This window comes from Fructobacillus durionis (genome assembly GCF_900112405.1).
In the GTDB taxonomy this organism is placed as follows: Bacteria; Bacillota; Bacilli; order Lactobacillales; family Lactobacillaceae; genus Fructobacillus; species Fructobacillus durionis.
This window is the reverse complement of record NZ_FOLI01000001.1, coordinates 499,236-514,351: the sequence shown is the minus strand read 5'-3', so window position 1 is coordinate 514,351 and position 15,116 is coordinate 499,236. Positions and strand designations below refer to the sequence as shown.

18 protein-coding genes are annotated in these 15,116 nt (G+C 46.8%); 16 read left to right on the top strand and 2 right to left on the bottom strand.

The window, feature by feature from the left end:
* Positions 1-40: 40 nt before the first annotated feature.
* The 3 genes from BMZ93_RS02365 (at position 41) to BMZ93_RS02355 (ending at position 1,911) form a co-directional block, all read left to right on the top strand.
* The gene (locus tag BMZ93_RS02365) at positions 41-226 is read left to right on the top strand and encodes a hypothetical protein (protein ID WP_091501822.1); all 186 of its coding nucleotides are present in this window, start codon (positions 41-43) and stop codon (positions 224-226) included.
* Between the two features lie 111 nt (positions 227-337).
* Positions 338-1,309 (top strand): amidohydrolase family protein, encoded by a 972-nt coding sequence (locus BMZ93_RS02360; RefSeq protein WP_091501821.1) that lies wholly within the window; start codon positions 338-340, stop codon positions 1,307-1,309.
* Between the two features lie 14 nt (positions 1,310-1,323).
* Complete coding sequence (locus BMZ93_RS02355) at positions 1,324-1,911, top strand: uracil-DNA glycosylase family protein (RefSeq protein WP_091501818.1); 588 nt, start codon at positions 1,324-1,326, stop codon at positions 1,909-1,911.
* Positions 1,912-1,950: 39 nt separating this feature from the next.
* Here BMZ93_RS02355 and BMZ93_RS02350 read toward each other — a convergent pair whose 3' ends face one another.
* Positions 1,951-3,072, bottom strand: coding sequence for an SLC13 family permease (locus BMZ93_RS02350; protein ID WP_091501816.1), 1,122 nt, complete (start codon positions 3,070-3,072; stop codon positions 1,951-1,953).
* A 410-nt stretch (positions 3,073-3,482) separates the two neighbouring features.
* Here BMZ93_RS02350 and hisS point away from each other — a divergent pair, with 410 nt between their 5' ends.
* The 3 genes from hisS (at position 3,483) to BMZ93_RS02335 (ending at position 7,700) form a co-directional block, all read left to right on the top strand.
* Entirely contained in the window at positions 3,483-4,790 is a 1,308-nt protein-coding gene (hisS, locus tag BMZ93_RS02345) for a histidine--tRNA ligase (RefSeq protein ID WP_091501814.1), read from the top strand.
* The gene (gene aspS, locus BMZ93_RS02340; RefSeq protein ID WP_091501813.1) at positions 4,790-6,577 is read left to right on the top strand and encodes an aspartate--tRNA ligase; all 1,788 of its coding nucleotides are present in this window, start codon (positions 4,790-4,792) and stop codon (positions 6,575-6,577) included. Before hisS ends, aspS begins: the two co-directional genes overlap by 1 nt.
* A gap of 256 nt (positions 6,578-6,833) precedes the next feature.
* Positions 6,834-7,700, top strand: coding sequence for a YitT family protein (locus BMZ93_RS02335; protein WP_091501811.1), 867 nt, complete (start codon positions 6,834-6,836; stop codon positions 7,698-7,700).
* Between the two features lie 45 nt (positions 7,701-7,745).
* On the opposite strand, the gene BMZ93_RS02330 is transcribed toward BMZ93_RS02335, so the two are convergent.
* Positions 7,746-8,174: a GNAT family N-acetyltransferase gene (locus BMZ93_RS02330; protein WP_091501809.1), complete on the bottom strand. Its 429-nt coding sequence runs from the start codon at positions 8,172-8,174 to the stop codon at positions 7,746-7,748.
* 73 nt (positions 8,175-8,247) lie between these two features.
* Here BMZ93_RS02330 and BMZ93_RS02325 point away from each other — a divergent pair, with 73 nt between their 5' ends.
* The 10 genes from BMZ93_RS02325 (at position 8,248) to scpB (ending at position 15,106) form a co-directional block, all read left to right on the top strand.
* A complete protein-coding gene (locus BMZ93_RS02325) occupies positions 8,248-8,652 on the top strand; it encodes a MarR family winged helix-turn-helix transcriptional regulator (protein WP_091501807.1) in 405 nt (134 codons plus the stop codon).
* 90 nt (positions 8,653-8,742) lie between these two features.
* Positions 8,743-9,384, top strand: a complete 642-nt coding sequence (locus BMZ93_RS02320) for a DUF6198 family protein (RefSeq protein WP_143404268.1) — start codon at positions 8,743-8,745, stop codon at positions 9,382-9,384.
* A gap of 80 nt (positions 9,385-9,464) precedes the next feature.
* Complete coding sequence (locus BMZ93_RS02315; protein WP_091501804.1) at positions 9,465-10,637, top strand: MFS transporter; 1,173 nt, start codon at positions 9,465-9,467, stop codon at positions 10,635-10,637.
* Between the two features lie 107 nt (positions 10,638-10,744).
* Complete coding sequence (gene rpsU / locus BMZ93_RS02310) at positions 10,745-10,933, top strand: 30S ribosomal protein S21 (protein WP_010690912.1); 189 nt, start codon at positions 10,745-10,747, stop codon at positions 10,931-10,933.
* 94 nt (positions 10,934-11,027) lie between these two features.
* On the top strand, positions 11,028-11,474 hold the full coding sequence (locus BMZ93_RS02305) for a GatB/YqeY domain-containing protein (protein ID WP_091501802.1): 447 nt from the start codon (positions 11,028-11,030) through the stop codon (positions 11,472-11,474).
* Between the two features lie 83 nt (positions 11,475-11,557).
* Positions 11,558-12,445 (top strand): CvfB family protein, encoded by an 888-nt coding sequence (locus BMZ93_RS02300; protein ID WP_091501800.1) that lies wholly within the window; start codon positions 11,558-11,560, stop codon positions 12,443-12,445.
* Positions 12,445-13,332: a site-specific tyrosine recombinase XerD gene (gene xerD, locus BMZ93_RS02295; RefSeq protein ID WP_091501798.1), complete on the top strand. Its 888-nt coding sequence runs from the start codon at positions 12,445-12,447 to the stop codon at positions 13,330-13,332. The genes BMZ93_RS02300 and xerD overlap by 1 nt, the downstream gene beginning before the upstream one ends.
* An 8-nt stretch (positions 13,333-13,340) precedes the next feature.
* Complete coding sequence (locus BMZ93_RS02290; protein ID WP_091501797.1) at positions 13,341-13,697, top strand: hypothetical protein; 357 nt, start codon at positions 13,341-13,343, stop codon at positions 13,695-13,697.
* Complete coding sequence (locus tag BMZ93_RS02285) at positions 13,645-14,463, top strand: segregation and condensation protein A (RefSeq protein ID WP_342027616.1); 819 nt, start codon at positions 13,645-13,647, stop codon at positions 14,461-14,463. Before BMZ93_RS02290 ends, BMZ93_RS02285 begins: the two co-directional genes overlap by 53 nt.
* Positions 14,441-15,106 (top strand): SMC-Scp complex subunit ScpB, encoded by a 666-nt coding sequence (gene scpB, locus BMZ93_RS02280; RefSeq protein ID WP_091501795.1) that lies wholly within the window; start codon positions 14,441-14,443, stop codon positions 15,104-15,106. The genes BMZ93_RS02285 and scpB overlap by 23 nt, the downstream gene beginning before the upstream one ends.
* The last annotated feature ends 10 nt before the right edge of the window (positions 15,107-15,116 follow it).

Genomic DNA, 15,116 nt, shown 5'->3' with positions numbered 1-15,116 from the left:
TTCATTATCAACGAATGAAGACGGATGAAAGGATTTATTCATGTTATCACTCATCGGCCTCGGCCTTGTATTTATTGGTATTATCGTATTGATTTTTGGAAGTACGGCACCGCTTCTGCGTTTGTACTTCGGTGACCGTTCCGTGATTTCTCAGTTAGTTTGGGGAACGATTATCTTTGGAATTGGTGCAATTTTGCTGATTATTCATGCGGCCTATTTTTCATAATTGTTATTCAAAGTCCTACCGGCTTGCTTGCTGGTGGGACTTTTTACTATCTAAACAGATTAGCTTAGAAAGTGTACAATGGAATTGAAATTATCTAATCAGGAGGCCGGTATGAAGAAAATCGATGGACACCTACACTTAGTCCGAAATATCGCTGGTTTGAACGGTAAGGGCCGTTTAAACGCTTTAGGCGATGGTAAGGCCATCTGGGATGATGGGACTGTGATCCAGTTGATTCCCGAAGATTCTGGGGATGATTCCTTTACGGCTGAAGCAGCCATGCAGCTCATGGATAAAGCCGACGTTGAAAAGGCTGTGCTATTGCAGGGCTCTTTGAATGGTTATCAAAATTACTATAGCTATCAAATGATTAAAAAGTATCCAGAACGCTTCATCGGGGCTTTTTCTGTGGACCCTTTTGCAGATAAGGCGATGGCCATTGTTCGACGACATGTTGAAGAACTGGGGTTCCGTGCCATTAAGTTTGAAATCTCCCAGGGTGGTGGCCTACATGGCTACCATGGTAATGAACCATTCCGCTTGGATACGGATGCCCGGGTTGGTCAAATTTTTCACTACTTAGCGGACTACCCGGGTTTTACGGTGGCGGTCGACTACGGTTCATACGAGCAGGTTTCCTATCAGCCGGAAGCGATTGTCAATTTGGCAGCGCGTTATCCAATGATAGACTTCGTTGTCTGCCATTTGTCCTTCCCATCAGAGAAACATTTGAATCGATTGAAAGCTGCCTTGGATGCCTTCCAATCAAAGCGAAATATCTATGTGGACTTATCGGCTATTCAAGATATTCAGGCTGATACGACTTTTCCATACCCTAAGTGCCAGCAAATGGTTGCCTTGGCCAAGGAAGTTTTGGGGGCTAAGCGCCTGATTTGGGGAACGGACTCGCCATGGTCAGCAACCTTTAATTCCTATGAGAATTTAGCGAACTGGTTGGTGGCCTCGGGACTATTCGATGGCGAAGAACTAGCGGATATTTTATACAATAACGCTGATAAAGTCTACTTCAAGCAGACGGCAGTAGAAGCGGCAGCACAGGCTAATGACCCGGCTTTAAATTAAGAAGAGGGGGAGTTATGTCACTATTTGATGAAATTAAAGCGGATCCGATGAACAAGGAGTTCACGGATAAAGGTTGGAATCCAATTTTTAATGCGCCTAAAACGGCTAAGATTGTGATTATTGGCCAGGCGCCTGGATTGCGTGTACAGAACACGGGCATCATGTGGAACGATGCTTCCGGGGACCGCTTGCGTGAATGGTTGGGGGTTTCCAAAGAGGAGTTTTACGACTCCGGTGATATTGGGGTAATCCCAATGGACTTTTACTATCCCGGCAAGGCTAAGTCCGGGGATAAGGCGCCCCGTAAGGGCATTGCTGAGAAGTGGCATCCCCAACTGCTCGAACAAATGGCAGACCGTCAGTTGACGATTCTGGTTGGCTCTTATTCACAGCACTACTACTTGCATCAGAAGTCTTCGGCGAAGATTACGGATACGATTCGTAACTACGAAGAGTACTGGCCAAAGTACTTCCCAATCGTGCATCCATCCCCACGTAATAACATCTGGTTGGCCAAGAACCCTTGGTACGAAAAGGACGTTGTGCCAGCCTTGCAGAAGCGGGTACGACAGATTTTGGGACCAGAGAAAACTGAAAAATAAACAGATAAAAAGGAGTTCCCGAATGGGAGCTCCTTTTAGTTATAGTGAGGATAGGGCAACGTAGAGGGCGGCTAGCAAGGAGCCAATCACCAAGAAAATCACGTTGTAATAAGTAAAGTGCAGGATGAAGTTTTGGCGGACGCGGGCAATGGCGTTGGCCTTGACCTGACGGAAGGCTAGCAAGTTAGCTAGCGAGGCAATCAAGGTCCCAAAGGCCCCCACTGAAACGGCTAAGTAGAGGACACTGGCATGGGAGGTCAGGGGGGCTAGAAGGGCTGAAACTGGAACGTTCGAAATTACCTGGCTAAGCAGGATTCCTGTTCCAAGGAGTTGGAGGGGGTGCTCGCCAATTGTCGTTAACGCCTCTTTCACGGACGGAATGGCCATTAGTGCGCCAACCAGCAAGAAGAAGTTCATGATGGACAAGACGACACCGTAGTCAACCTCTCGGAAGGAGCGGGGATGGTAGTAGGCTAGCAACAAGACGGTCAAAATCAACGCTAGTAAAACCCCATGGTGGCTAATTAAGATGGCTAGAATGACTAACGTAGCAACGCCCAGTAAGTAATACTGCCACTTCTTCATTTCTTTGATTACGGATTTTTTTTGGATGGTAGGGAGCTGCCGGTTGGATACATGCTTGATAAAGAGTGGCATGGAGATCAGCGCGAGGAGTGTCAGTATAGCAGCGGGGATGGCGTAGTCAAGCGGGCTGTTCTGGTAGTGCGCCAGCAGGAAGATGTTTTGCGGGTTACCGATGGGAGAAATCGCCGAACCGAGGTTGGCATAAACGGTCGCCATGGCGGCAACTTTGACAGTCGGAAAAGTTACTTTTTTAGCCATTGCAAAAGTCAGTGGAACAATGGTTAGAATAGCAACGTCATTGGTCACAACCATGGCCGAGAAGAAGGACAAAAGGAAAATGGCGGTGATGAGGTCACGGCTGGTCTTAGATTTCTCGATAAAGAAACGAGCAAGCGCTTCGATGAAACCCAAAGACTGCAGCAGGGTGACCAGGCCCAGCAGAGCGAGCAGGGATTCAACCGTTTCCCAGGAGACGTTTTTGAAGTGAATGCTCCCGAAACAAGCAGCGATTAAAACGAGTGCCGTTGTAAATAAGAAGAGGGTATCATGTTGTAGTTTTTGAATAATTCGCTGCATGCTGACTCCTTTTTGCTTCTTTTATTATAACGGTAGAAGAAGCGTTCATGAGTACTTCGTGAAAAAAGTCGTCGGAAGGCTTCATTTTTCTTGACAGGGCCCTTAAAACTGCAATACAATAAGAGCAACGAATAACCGATGAATAGGGAAAGAACAAAAATCCTTGAAAAAGAGACCTGACGGTTGCTGCAAGTCAGGCAAGGCTTTGTTCATGACACCTACAGAGGCGCTGTTAACCCAGCCGTCTATCCGCGTTAAGGATACCTAGCGTGTGCATGCACACGAAAGTAAGGTGGTACCGCGCCCAAGCGCCCTTAGAGAATGTAGTTGAACTACGTTTTCTAGGGGCGCTTTTTTGGTTACTGGTTTGAATATAAATGGAGGCGACGCATAGGCGTCAATATAACAATATGGCAAAAGCAAATTATCAAAAGCCAAAGGGAACAGCCGATCTCTTTGGAAAAGACGTTCTCGCCTGGCAGCGTATCGAACAGCAGGCCCGTTTGATTTTCTCCCGTTATGGTTACGGTGAAATTCGCACGCCAATGTTTGAATCATTCGAGCTCTTCTCACGTTCAGCAGGGGATACCTCCGATGTCGTGACAAAGGAAATGTATGACTTCTTCGATAAGGGTGACCGCCACATGGCCTTGCGTCCTGAAGGAACAGCCGGCGTTGTCCGTGCCTTCGTTGAAAACAAACTCTTTGGACCAGAACACGAAAAGCCATACAAGACGTTCTACATGGGCCCAATGTTCCGTTACGAACGTCCACAGGCTGGTCGTTTCCGTCAGTTCCACCAAATCGGGGTGGAAGCCTTTGGCTCAACGGAACCAAGTTTGGATGCCGAAGTAATCACGATGGTTGTGAAGTTCTTGGCCTCACTTGGCTTGAAGGATCTCAAGGTTGCTTTGAACACTTTGGGTGACCAAGCATCACGTGCCAACTACCGTCAGGCTTTGATTGACTACTTGAAGCCACACGAAGCGGAATTGTCAAAGGACTCACAGGTTCGTTTGGAAAAGAACCCACTGCGTGTCTTGGATTCAAAGGACAAGAACGACCAAGTCATCGTTGCCGATGCACCTAAGATTTTTGACTACTTGTCAGAAGAATCAAAGGAACACTTTGCGGCCGTGAAGTCCTACTTGGATGACCTTGGTATCCAATACGAAGTCGATCAAACCATGGTTCGTGGTTTGGACTACTATAACAACACTATCTTTGAAGTCATGACAACCGACCCTGATTTGAAGGGAGCGGCAACCATCGCTGGTGGTGGTCGTTACTCTGGTTTGGTTGAAGAATTCGGTGGCCCTGAAACGCCAGGAATCGGATTCGGACTTGGTGTGGAACGTTTGATTGCCTTGCTTGAAGCCCAAGACCAGTTGAACTTGGAAGATGCTGGCTTGGACTTCTACTTGGCCCACATTGGGGATGAAAGTCGTGCAACGACTCTTGAATTGGCAACGAACTTGCGTGACCTTGGTTTCTCAGCGGACTTGGACTTCGCGGGACGCTCAATGAAGGCCCAGTTTAAGGCTGCTAACCGTCGTAAGGCCCGCTTTGTGATTACCATTGGTGATCAAGAAGTGGCAACCGGACAGGTCAAGGTCAAGGACATGATTACTGGTCATCAAGCCGATATGGACTTAAACAAAGTCGGTGAACAAATCGAAAAAGTCATTGCTGAATTAGTGGCAGAGGAGGCAGAATAATGAAGCGCACCACATATGCAGGTTTAGTTGATGAAAAGTACGTCGGCCAAAAAGTGACCTTGGCCGGATGGGTACAAAAGCGTCGTAACTTTGGGGAATTGGTCTTTATCGATCTTCGTGATCGTGAAGGTATCGTTCAGTTGACTTTCTCAGCTGACCAAGCCGAAGCCTTGGAAGTGGCCCAAAAGGTTCGTAACGAGTACGTGATCGCCGTTGAAGGTGAAGTCGTAGCCCGTGACGCCGCTCAGAAGAACGACAAGATTAAGTCCGGTGCCATCGAAGTGAAGGTGGAATCAGCTAAGATTTTGGCCGACTCAAAGACACCTGTCTTCGATATCGAAGATGGCGTTAACGCCGGTGAAGAATTGAAGTTGCAGTACCGTTACTTGGACCTTCGCCGTCCAGAAATGCAACACAACTTGCGCGTTCGTTCAAAGATTATGTCTTCTGCCTACCGCTTCATGGAAGAACATGACTTCATTAACATCGAAACGCCATACTTGGCAAAGTCAACGCCAGAAGGTGCCCGTGACTACTTGGTTCCTTCACGTATCTACCCAGGTTCTTTCTACGCTTTGCCACAGTCACCACAGCTCTTTAAGCAGTTGTTGATGGGGGCTGGCTTTGACCGTTACTTCCAAATCGCCCGTTGCTTCCGTGACGAAGATTTGCGTGGGGATCGTCAGCCAGAATTTACTCAACTCGATTTGGAAACGTCATTCTTGAACGCTTCTGAAATCCAAGGCTTGGTTGGCCACTGGGTACAACAAATCATGAAGGACGTTGTCAACTACGACTTGAAGTTGGAAGACATCGAACGCTTGACTTGGCAGGAATCAATGGACCGTTTCGGTACTGACAAGCCTGACTTGCGTATTCCTTTTGAAATCAAGGACTTGTCAGACGTTGTGAAGGACTCTGACTTTGGTGTCTTTGCCAACGCTGTTAAGGACGGTGGCGTTGTGAAGGCCTTGGCCGTTCCTGGCGCTGCTGACCACTACTCACGTAAGGACATTGATAAGCTTGGTCAATACATCGAACGTTTCGGTGCCAAGGGCTTGGCTTGGTTGAAAGTCACAGACGATGGCTTGACTGGTCCAATCGCCAAGTTCTTTGACGATGACGCAGCCAAGGCATTGGTCGCAGCTGCTGATGCAAAGGCAGGGGACTTAATGCTCTTCGGTGCCGGCCGTGCTGACATCGTGGCTGCTTCATTGGATGCTTTGCGTCGCTTGACGGCCAAGGAATTGAACTTGATTGATACGGCCACACCATGGCGCTTTGCCTGGATTGTTGACTGGCCACTCTTCGAATACTCAGAAGACTTCGACCGTTGGATTGCGGCCCACCACCCATTCACGATGCCAAACGAAGAAGATTTGCACTACTTGGATGAAGGGGAAGACCCACACAAGGCCCATGCACAATCTTATGACTTGGTCTTGAACGGTTACGAATTGGGATCAGGTTCAATCCGTATCCACCGCATGGACATCCAAGAAAAGATGCTCCGTGCCTTGGACTTCACGCACGAACAAGCCGAAGAGGCCTTCGGATTCTTGCTTGAAGCCATGGAATACGGTTTCCCACCAATGGGTGGCATCGCCCTTGGTTTGGACCGTTTGGCCATGTTGCTTGCCGGACAAGACAACATTCGTGAAGTGATTGCCTTCCCTAAGAACTCAAAAGCCACTGAACCAATGACGGAAGCGCCAACACCAGTTGATGCTAAGCAATTAGCTGAATTGGGATTGGAAGCAGACGAAGAAACTTCAGAAGATAAGTAAACTTATAATAGACACAGAAAACGCTTTCTACGGCGGTCACAGCGACCGGTAGGGAGCGTTTTTATATAGGTTTTTATGTGACAAATATATATTTTTGGTACATTTTTGAATTTTATTCCCAATTTTATCTTAGTCTTGTTAGAATATAAGGGTAGTTCATGCCTATGCCATGAACCAGCCAAGGACCAGGCTGCTATTTGGTCAAACGATGCTAGGGACTAACGGTCATTGGCCAAAGTTAACTTAGCAAAAGAACATGCTAGCCAAAGTTGAAAAAAAACTAGATCATTATTACTACCACCAGTTCATGGGGGCCGTTCTATACGGTGTCATCTTGGCCATCGCCCTGAACTATTTTTGGAAGCCCGGCCACATTTATTCATCCGGCTTTACCGGTTTGGCCCAGTTAATTGACACGCTGACCGATGGTCGTATCTCGGTTTCCTGGGGAATCGCCGCGGCCAACTTACCACTGCTGGTGATTGCCGCCTTTAAGCTTTCCCGGCGCTTTGCCATCTTTACAGCACTGGCCGTCGCACTCTCGGCCTTGTTCGTGCCAGTCTTTGCGACGAAGACGGTTCTAACGCCAGACCCTTTGATCTGTGCCATCTTCGGTGGTGGCTTGAACGGAATGGCCGTTGGAACTGCGCTACGCTGTGGGGTTGGAACCGGTGGATTGGACATCATTGGGATGCTTTTCAAGTTGAAGTTCCATACGAAGGTTGGATCCGTTAACTTGGCTTTTAACGCCTTGATTATGATTGGGGCCGGCTTAACCTATGGTTGGCAGTACGCTTTGTACTCTATCATTGGGGTTGTCGTTTCCGCCCACTTCATCGACGTCTTCTACAAGCAACAGCAGCAAGTCCAAGAGATGATTGTCACGGACCGTCCAGAGGAAATGTGCGAGCACATTCAACGGAAGATGCGTCGTGGGGTAACGATTATCGATGCCGCGCACGGTGGCTATACGGGTAAGAACAAGTCCGTGGTCTTGACCGTTGTGACCCAGCATGAGTTGCCTGACCTCCGCGAAGCTATTCACGAGGTTGACAAGCACGCCTTTTACTCCGAATCAAAGGTCGATCACACCGGTGGTCGCTTCTTTGAACCGGAACCATAAATATTGAATAAAAAACGAGCAATCCGATTGGACTGCTCGTTTTCTTTATTTTTGAACCATCTTTTGGTGGACAATGCCTTCGAGAACGAAGGTGTCGCCAACGGATTCGAAACCGAACTTTTTGTAGAGGCCGACAACTTGGTGCTGAGCCTCGATTTCGATTTTTTCGCCGGGCCAGAGGGCCTCGGACTTTGCTAAGATTTGACGAATTAGTTCACCACCGTAACCCTTGCCACGGGCGGCAAGGGCGGTTGCGACGCGACCAAAGTGGGGGTGACCATTGGCTTTAAAAAGTCGGGCGTATGCCAGGCAGACATCGTTTTCGATGTAGGCGATGTGGTAGGCTTCTTTATCGGTTTCATCGAGGTCACAGTATTTGATTCCTTGCTCGACGACAAAGGTATCGAGACGGAGTTTCTCACAGGCGAAAAATTCATCTAACGTGAGTTCTTCAAAAGGTTTTGCTATCCACATATTTCTACATCCTTTTTAATTTTTAGTATACTGGTGGTTGCAGATGCAACTATAGAACACTGAGGTAAGCACAATGCTTGAATATGATATCTTCCGTCAAATGGGTGCCATTTCTCGTCGTGCCATGATGATGATGAACCACGAAGTTCAAGAATTTGGATTAGCGAATAATCTTTTCTTGTACCTGGTTCGTATTGTTGAACACGAGGGATTGACGCAATCTGAGCTTGCGACTCTCATTCAAATTGATAAAACCACGTTGAGTCGGGCATTAAAGAAGCTCGAGGACCGCGGTTACATTGAAAAAGTCGCTGGTGAGAAAAACCGTAATTTCAAACAGCTTTATTCCACTGAACAGGGGAAGATGATCTACCAAAAAGTTATCCAGATTGAACACGACGATGTCTTTGACAAGTTAGCCGCTTTGAACTCGGAAGAGAAGGAGCAGCTAATGGCCTTGCTCTCAAAAATAAATTAATGGGTAAAAATAGTTTAACACAAACAGTTGCAAATGCAACTGTTTGATTTTATACTTGTTCATTATCAAGAAAGTTTGGGAGACAAACACGTGAAGAATCGATTAATTACAAGGTACTGCTTCTTTTTACTGGGGCTATTTTTGGTTACCTTAGGGAATTCCTTTACTATTCTATCGGGGGCGGGGAACGGGATTTGGACCGCGGCCTCGCTAGGAATTGACCGAGTGACAGACCTACCACTGAACGTCATCTTATTCAGTATCGGCTGTCTGGTTATTCTGGCCAACATTATCCTACAAGGCCACTTTTCCTGGTTTTACCTGTCTGGCGAATTAGTATTTGTCTTCTTCTTTAGTGAGTTGATTCAGTTTTTTGTTCGTCACTTGTCCTTCTTGCACGGCTATATGACCTCTGAGGGGGCGCGGGTGTTACTAGTTCTACTCGGCATTGTCGTGGTCTGTCTTGGTACCTCCTTTTACCAACGGGCCAATCTCTGGATGTACCCGACGGATTCCTTAACGGATATTTTGGCCAGCCGTTTCTTCGATGGAAATGTTTGGAAGGGGCAATTGCTAGCCTTTTTGCCGGCTGTGTTGATCATTATCCTGGTCTTCTTTAGAGAAGGCGAGTGGGTTGGTATTCAAATTGGAACTGTGTTGGCACTGGTGGCTAACGGTGAGCTGATTGCTTTTTTCCATAAATACGCCTTTCCTTTTTTGAAACATAATTAAATTGTATATCGCAATAATTTAGAACTTTTCCAAAGTAGCGTTACAATAAAAGTGATGATTACTTTGGAGGAGTTTTTTTTATGTCTAAGAAAAATAAAACTTGGGATCCGAAAAAAGTCTCACATCGTTTTTGGATTTTAGCCGTTTCCTTAGTTATTACATCTGGGACCGCGATTTCACCAGCGCTACCAGCCATGCATGATGAGTTTTTAAATTATCCGACCACGCTCATCGACATGGTGGCTACGATTCAGCAGATTCCGGCCTTTATTGTTTTACTGTTTTCGAGTCGATTGGCCAACCGTTTCGGTATTAAGAAAATCGTCCTAATCGGAATGGTGCTGATGGGAGTTGCGGGTGTTGCGCCAGTTATGATGGACAACATCTGGTTAATTCTATTAGCACGAATTATATTTGGAATTGGGATTGGGATGACCAATTCTTTAGCCATTACCTTAGTTAACCTTTATTACGAGGGGGATGATCAGGCGCAAATGTTAGGGGACCGTTCCGCCTTCGAGCCCATCGGTGTTTGTGTCATTAATTTGCTGGCTGGGTTCTTGTTAAATATTTCCTGGCAGGCCTCCTTCTTGGCCTACGCCTTTATCTTCATTGTTTTACTGGGCTTTTGGAAAGTCGTACCCGAATATCAGATGCCAAAGAAGGGAAAAAAGAAGAGTAAGTCCAAGCTATCCTGGGAAATTGTTTGGCCGGCACTCTTCTGTGGCTTCTTGACGATTGGAATGGCAATTGTCAATGTCTTGACCCCATCCGTGGTGGTAATGAATGATATTGGAAACGGGACGACAGCCTCGCTAATTATCACGGGTTACACGATTGCCTCCATGCTAATGGGCTTTCTCTTTGGCGCAACCTTTAAAGCGATTAAGAAGTACGTTTTAGTGGCTGGCCTTCTCTGCATGTCGGTTGGTACGATTTTGATGAACTTTGCTAGTGATATTTGGTCCTTGAGTTTGGCTGTTGGCATTATCGGTTTAGCTTATCCATTAGCTGGAACCTATATCTTTGACATGGTAGACAGTCACGTGGCGAAAGTCGAAGACGGACTAGCTAATTCGATTTTACTGGTCGGCTGTAACATGGGAACGGCCTTCGCACCAGCCATTGTTTCCTTCTTGGAAGGTTTTTCTTCCTTTGGCGGTAGCCAACCGGGAATTGGGGTTTATGGTGTGATTACAGCGGTCCTCACAGTGGCAACACTGCTTGTTTTAATCTTTAAAAAGAAAAGCTAAAAAAGTTCTGTGAAATTCTTGACTTTTAGATGTTGCCTTGAGATAATATTAAGGTTCAAGTGCATATCGTATAGACGAAATAAAATGCCGGAAAGGAGGGGAATCGCATGGCAAAGGTCATTGTTCGTAAGAACGAATCTTTGGATGATGCATTGCGCCGTTTCAAGCGTGGTGTTTCTAAGGACGGTACTCTCCAAGAATACCGGAAGCGTGAATTTTACGTAAAGCCTTCAGTTGAACGTAAGTTGAAGTCTGAAGCTGCACGTAAGCGCAACAAGAAGAAGAACAAGCGTTAATTCGTTTGTAAAAACGCCACTTTGTGGCGTTTTTTTTGTGCCTCCGTGGTAAACTATAAATAACTATAGATACTTTTTAAAAGGAGTGGGTGGAATGAGCTTATTAGCGCAAGTACAAGAAGATATGAAGACGGCGATGAAGGCCAAGGACAAGAAGACTTTGGCAGTTGTCCGCCAAATTAAGTCCGCTGTCATGAACGAACAAATCAACTTAGGTCACGACTTGACTGAAGAGGAAGAATTGAGCGTTTTGTCACGTGAAGTGAAGCAGCGTAAGGAATCAATCGCTGAATTCAAGGAAGGTGGCCGTGAAGATTTGGCCGCTGATACACAAGCTGAATTGGACGTATTGGCAAAGTACTTGCCAGCCCAACTTTCAGAAGACGAAATCAAGGAAGTGGTTGCTGCTGCCATTGAAAAGACGGGCGCTACTTCACCTAAGGACATGGGTAAGGTTATGGGCATCGTTTCTGCTCAGACTAAGGGTCGCGCCGACGGTAAAGTTGTCGCAGACACAGTAAAGAAGGCGTTGGCTAACTAAGCCCTGCCTGAAGGAGTCAGACGGAAAAGCAGGGGAGACCCCGCTTTTTTGACTTTTATAGAATAAGAAGTTTGGAGAAAATCATGAACGAACAATTAGGACAGATTATTAAGGCCAAGGTGACCGACGAAAACGGTGAGTACTTTTACGCTCAAACCGACGGGGGTCACACTTACGAAATTGATAAAGACGAGTTGATGAAGCCCCTTAAAATTGGTGGCTACGTCACTGGCTTTGCCTATCAAAATGAAGACCACCGCTTGCAGATTACAAAAGCGGTGCCAGATGTCCAAAAGGATCAGTATTCTTGGGGCAAAGTCGTGCAAGCACGTTCCGACCTTGGAATTTTCGTGGACATTGGTTTGGCCAACAAGGACCTAGCTGTTTCGTTGGATGATTTGCCAACGATGAAGGAACTCTGGCCAAAGAAGGGTGACCGCTTGTTGCTTTCAATCAAGGAAGATAACAAGGGCCGCCTTTGGGGAAAGCCAGCCCAACAGGATATCATTCAAGCCGTTTCCCGCCAGGCCCGTTTGGGTGCTGGTATTAAGAAGGGTGATAAGATTAAGGCCACGGTTTACCGTAACAAGTTGGTGGGAACACTGGTCATTACGGATAACTACTGCCTTGGTTTCATCCATCCTTCAGAACGTGAAGTGGAACCTCGCTTGGGTGAAGTGATCGAAGGACGTGTCTTGGGTGTCAACGACCGTGGCGTGATTAACTTGTCATTAAAGCCATTGGCTTACAAGGTCATGGACGAAGATGCCCAGTTCTTGCTCTTGCAGTTGCAACGTAAGTCCGAGCACTTTCTGCCATTTAACGACAAGTCTGCGCCCGAAGATATTCGAGCCCAATTTGGCTTCTCCAAGGGCCAGTTTAAGCGTGCCTTGGGTCGCTTGTACAAGGACCGTTTGATCGAGATGGTTGACGATGGTATCCGCTTGACGGACAAGGGATTGGGCAACTAATGTTACCGCAGGAAATGGCCGATTACTTACGGGTCATTCAGGTGGAACGTGGTTTGTCTCAAAACACGGTCAAGGCCTACCAGCAAGACCTAACGACTTTTACAAAGTTTTTAGAAGAGCAGCATAAAACAGTGCAGGATGTTGACCACCTCTTGGTTTTGACTTTTTTGAACCAGTTACGTGCCAAGGGACGAGCGAATACTTCGGTCGCCCGGATGGTCACAACCTTAAGGAAGTGCTTCTCTTACTTGAAAAAAGAGGGGCTTGTGGCCCATGACCCCATGCAAAATATCAAACCACCGAAGAAGGCCCAGCACTTGCCAGCCGTTCTAACGATTGAGGAAGTGGATCGCTTACTGGATGTACCGGATTTGACCAAAACATTGGGAATTCGGAATAAGGCCATGCTGGAGTTAATGTATGCCACGGGACTGCGTGTCTCGGAGCTGGTGAACTTGACGCTGGCCGATTTGCACTTAGATATGTCTTTAATCCAAACAATTGGAAAGGGCGACAAGGAACGGATTATTCCGGTGGGTGAGGTAGCCGTCGACTGGCTCAAGACCTACCTACGTGATTCGAGGCCTAAACTCTTAAAAGATAAAAAGGCCGACCAAATTTTTTTAAATGATCACGGTCGTCCGATTAGCCGACAGGGTGTTTGGCAGTTGATTAAGAAGTTAGTCAAAGAGGCCGGCATTGAAAAGGATGTGTCACCCCACACCTTACGCCACTCCTTTGCCACACACATTTTAGAGAACGGTGCAGACCTACGAATTGTGCAAGAACTGTTGGGCCACTCCGACATTTCGACCACTCAAATTTACACCCACATTTCCAAGGGGCGTCTAACGCAAGTTTACGACCAGTATCACCCACGAGCATAGGAGGACATATGTTAGTTCAGCCAAGAGCAGATGATGAAAAGACCATTATGGGTCTCTTTTCACTGGTACCGGATTTAAGGAACGTCAAGTACCTTAACGAAACCATGGAAGCTTATAAGCAGGATGGCTACTACCTTTATTTCTTTCAAGATGAACCCCACGACCCAATTACGGGCTTGCTGGGTTATGAGCTCTATGAAGAAAAAGTCGTTCTGGTCCGTCACGTTGTGGTAACGCCTGGCTCACCGAAGAAGGCTACGCAGGCACAGATGCTTTCTGACCTACAGGAGCGTTATCCTGACCGTACCTTAGTTGGGACTTTTGATACACAGACTGCCATTGATAAGTGGAGAAAGCATTATTAAGCCGGCTGATTTAACAATTAAAATCACAGACTTTGAGGGTCCCTTGGACCTGCTCTTGCACCTGATTAAAAAGCATGAAATGGATATTTTATCCCTACCAATTGCTCAGGTGACCGAGCAGTACCTGGCTTTCATCAAAAAGCAGCAGGCCATGCAGTTGGATGTTGCGGCTGAGTACTTGGTGATGGCGGCGAAGTTGATTCGTATTAAGTCCAATGACTTATTACCTCAACCTGAAATTGAGGATGAGTTATCGGACGAGGATGAACTCGATCCGAAGCAAGAATTGATTAACCGCCTTTTGGTTTACCAACGTTACCAGCAGGCAACCGGCTTCTTCGATGAACGGCAGGAAGTGGGGATGAAGTCCTTTGGCCGACCAGCCCTAGTGGATGAAACGCCGGAAGAAGAACGGCAGCTGACTTTGGCACCTGGTTTGTCCCTGGTGGATTTGCAGTTGGCCTTTGACAACGTGATTGCCCGTCAAAAGGACTTAGTGCCTAGAACCCGTCAGGTCCGTTCGGACAGTTACACGATTGGTGATGGGATTAAGACCATTGAAACGAAGTTGGCAGCTTTGCCTGATGACGAGTCTTTGACTTTTACAGAACTATTCGATGGCTTGTATTATGCTGATCGTTTGGTGATGACCTTTTTGGGCTTGCTAGAAATGTCCAAAGAGAAGAAGTTGACCATCTGGCAGGCGGATTTAGACGACGAGATTTTAATTAAAGCGGTGAAACATGAACGCGATTTCGCAAATTGAAGCCCTGCTCTTTGTGGCGGGGGAAGATGGCCTTTCAGCTGCTGAATTGGCTAAGTTAACTGATTATGAAAAGGGCGCCATTCCTGGATTGGTCGATGAACTCTGGCAGAAGTTAAACGATGCGGAAGGCCCTTTGACTATTCGCTCGGCAGATGGCCGGTACGTGCTGGTAACCAAGCCTGCCTATGGTAAATTGGTGTCAAAGTACTTTGATTTACCAGTCAATAGTAAACTAACCCAACCCCAGTTGGAAACGCTGGTGATTGTTGCTTATCAGCAGCCAATTACCCGAGTTGAGATTGATCAAATCCGTGGTGTCCGCTCAGCTGGAACCCTGCAGAAACTGCAACTGCACCAATTGATTGAGGCGGTTGGCCGCAAGGAAGAGGTCGGACGACCAATTCTCTACGGGACGACGCCGGATTTCTTGGATTACTTTGGCCTTGGCTCACTGGCTGATTTGCCTGAATTACCAGATATCCGCGATGTGATTCTTTCGGATGAACAGCGTGATGAACTCGCACTTTTTGATGAAATTGATGAAGAGGGCGATACGGTTCATGATGAAAATGAAGACGAACAGAACGAAGTAGCTAGTCAAAAGCGCAATGATTTAAATTTAGAAGATAAAGACGATGAGTAAAAAGGAGGGA

Excerpts from the sequence above, each read along its gene's own strand:
- BMZ93_RS02365 (WP_091501822.1), top strand. The coding sequence starts at position 41 with ATGTTATCACTCATCGGCCTCGGCCTTGTATTTATTGGTATTATCGTA.
- BMZ93_RS02360 (WP_091501821.1), top strand. The coding sequence starts at position 338 with ATGAAGAAAATCGATGGACACCTACACTTAGTCCGAAATATCGCTGGT.
- BMZ93_RS02355 (WP_091501818.1), top strand. The coding sequence starts at position 1,324 with ATGTCACTATTTGATGAAATTAAAGCGGATCCGATGAACAAGGAGTTC.
- BMZ93_RS02350 (WP_091501816.1), bottom strand. The coding sequence starts at position 3,072 with ATGCAGCGAATTATTCAAAAACTACAACATGATACCCTCTTCTTATTT.
- hisS (WP_091501814.1), top strand. The coding sequence starts at position 3,483 with ATGGCAAAAGCAAATTATCAAAAGCCAAAGGGAACAGCCGATCTCTTT.
- aspS (WP_091501813.1), top strand. The coding sequence starts at position 4,790 with ATGAAGCGCACCACATATGCAGGTTTAGTTGATGAAAAGTACGTCGGC.
- BMZ93_RS02335 (WP_091501811.1), top strand. The coding sequence starts at position 6,834 with ATGCTAGCCAAAGTTGAAAAAAAACTAGATCATTATTACTACCACCAG.
- BMZ93_RS02330 (WP_091501809.1), bottom strand. The coding sequence starts at position 8,174 with ATGTGGATAGCAAAACCTTTTGAAGAACTCACGTTAGATGAATTTTTC.
- BMZ93_RS02325 (WP_091501807.1), top strand. The coding sequence starts at position 8,248 with ATGCTTGAATATGATATCTTCCGTCAAATGGGTGCCATTTCTCGTCGT.
- BMZ93_RS02315 (WP_091501804.1), top strand. The coding sequence starts at position 9,465 with ATGTCTAAGAAAAATAAAACTTGGGATCCGAAAAAAGTCTCACATCGT.
- rpsU (WP_010690912.1), top strand. The coding sequence starts at position 10,745 with ATGGCAAAGGTCATTGTTCGTAAGAACGAATCTTTGGATGATGCATTG.
- BMZ93_RS02305 (WP_091501802.1), top strand. The coding sequence starts at position 11,028 with ATGAGCTTATTAGCGCAAGTACAAGAAGATATGAAGACGGCGATGAAG.
- BMZ93_RS02300 (WP_091501800.1), top strand. The coding sequence starts at position 11,558 with ATGAACGAACAATTAGGACAGATTATTAAGGCCAAGGTGACCGACGAA.
- xerD (WP_091501798.1), top strand. The coding sequence starts at position 12,445 with ATGTTACCGCAGGAAATGGCCGATTACTTACGGGTCATTCAGGTGGAA.
- BMZ93_RS02290 (WP_091501797.1), top strand. The coding sequence starts at position 13,341 with ATGTTAGTTCAGCCAAGAGCAGATGATGAAAAGACCATTATGGGTCTC.
- scpB (WP_091501795.1), top strand. The coding sequence starts at position 14,441 with ATGAACGCGATTTCGCAAATTGAAGCCCTGCTCTTTGTGGCGGGGGAA.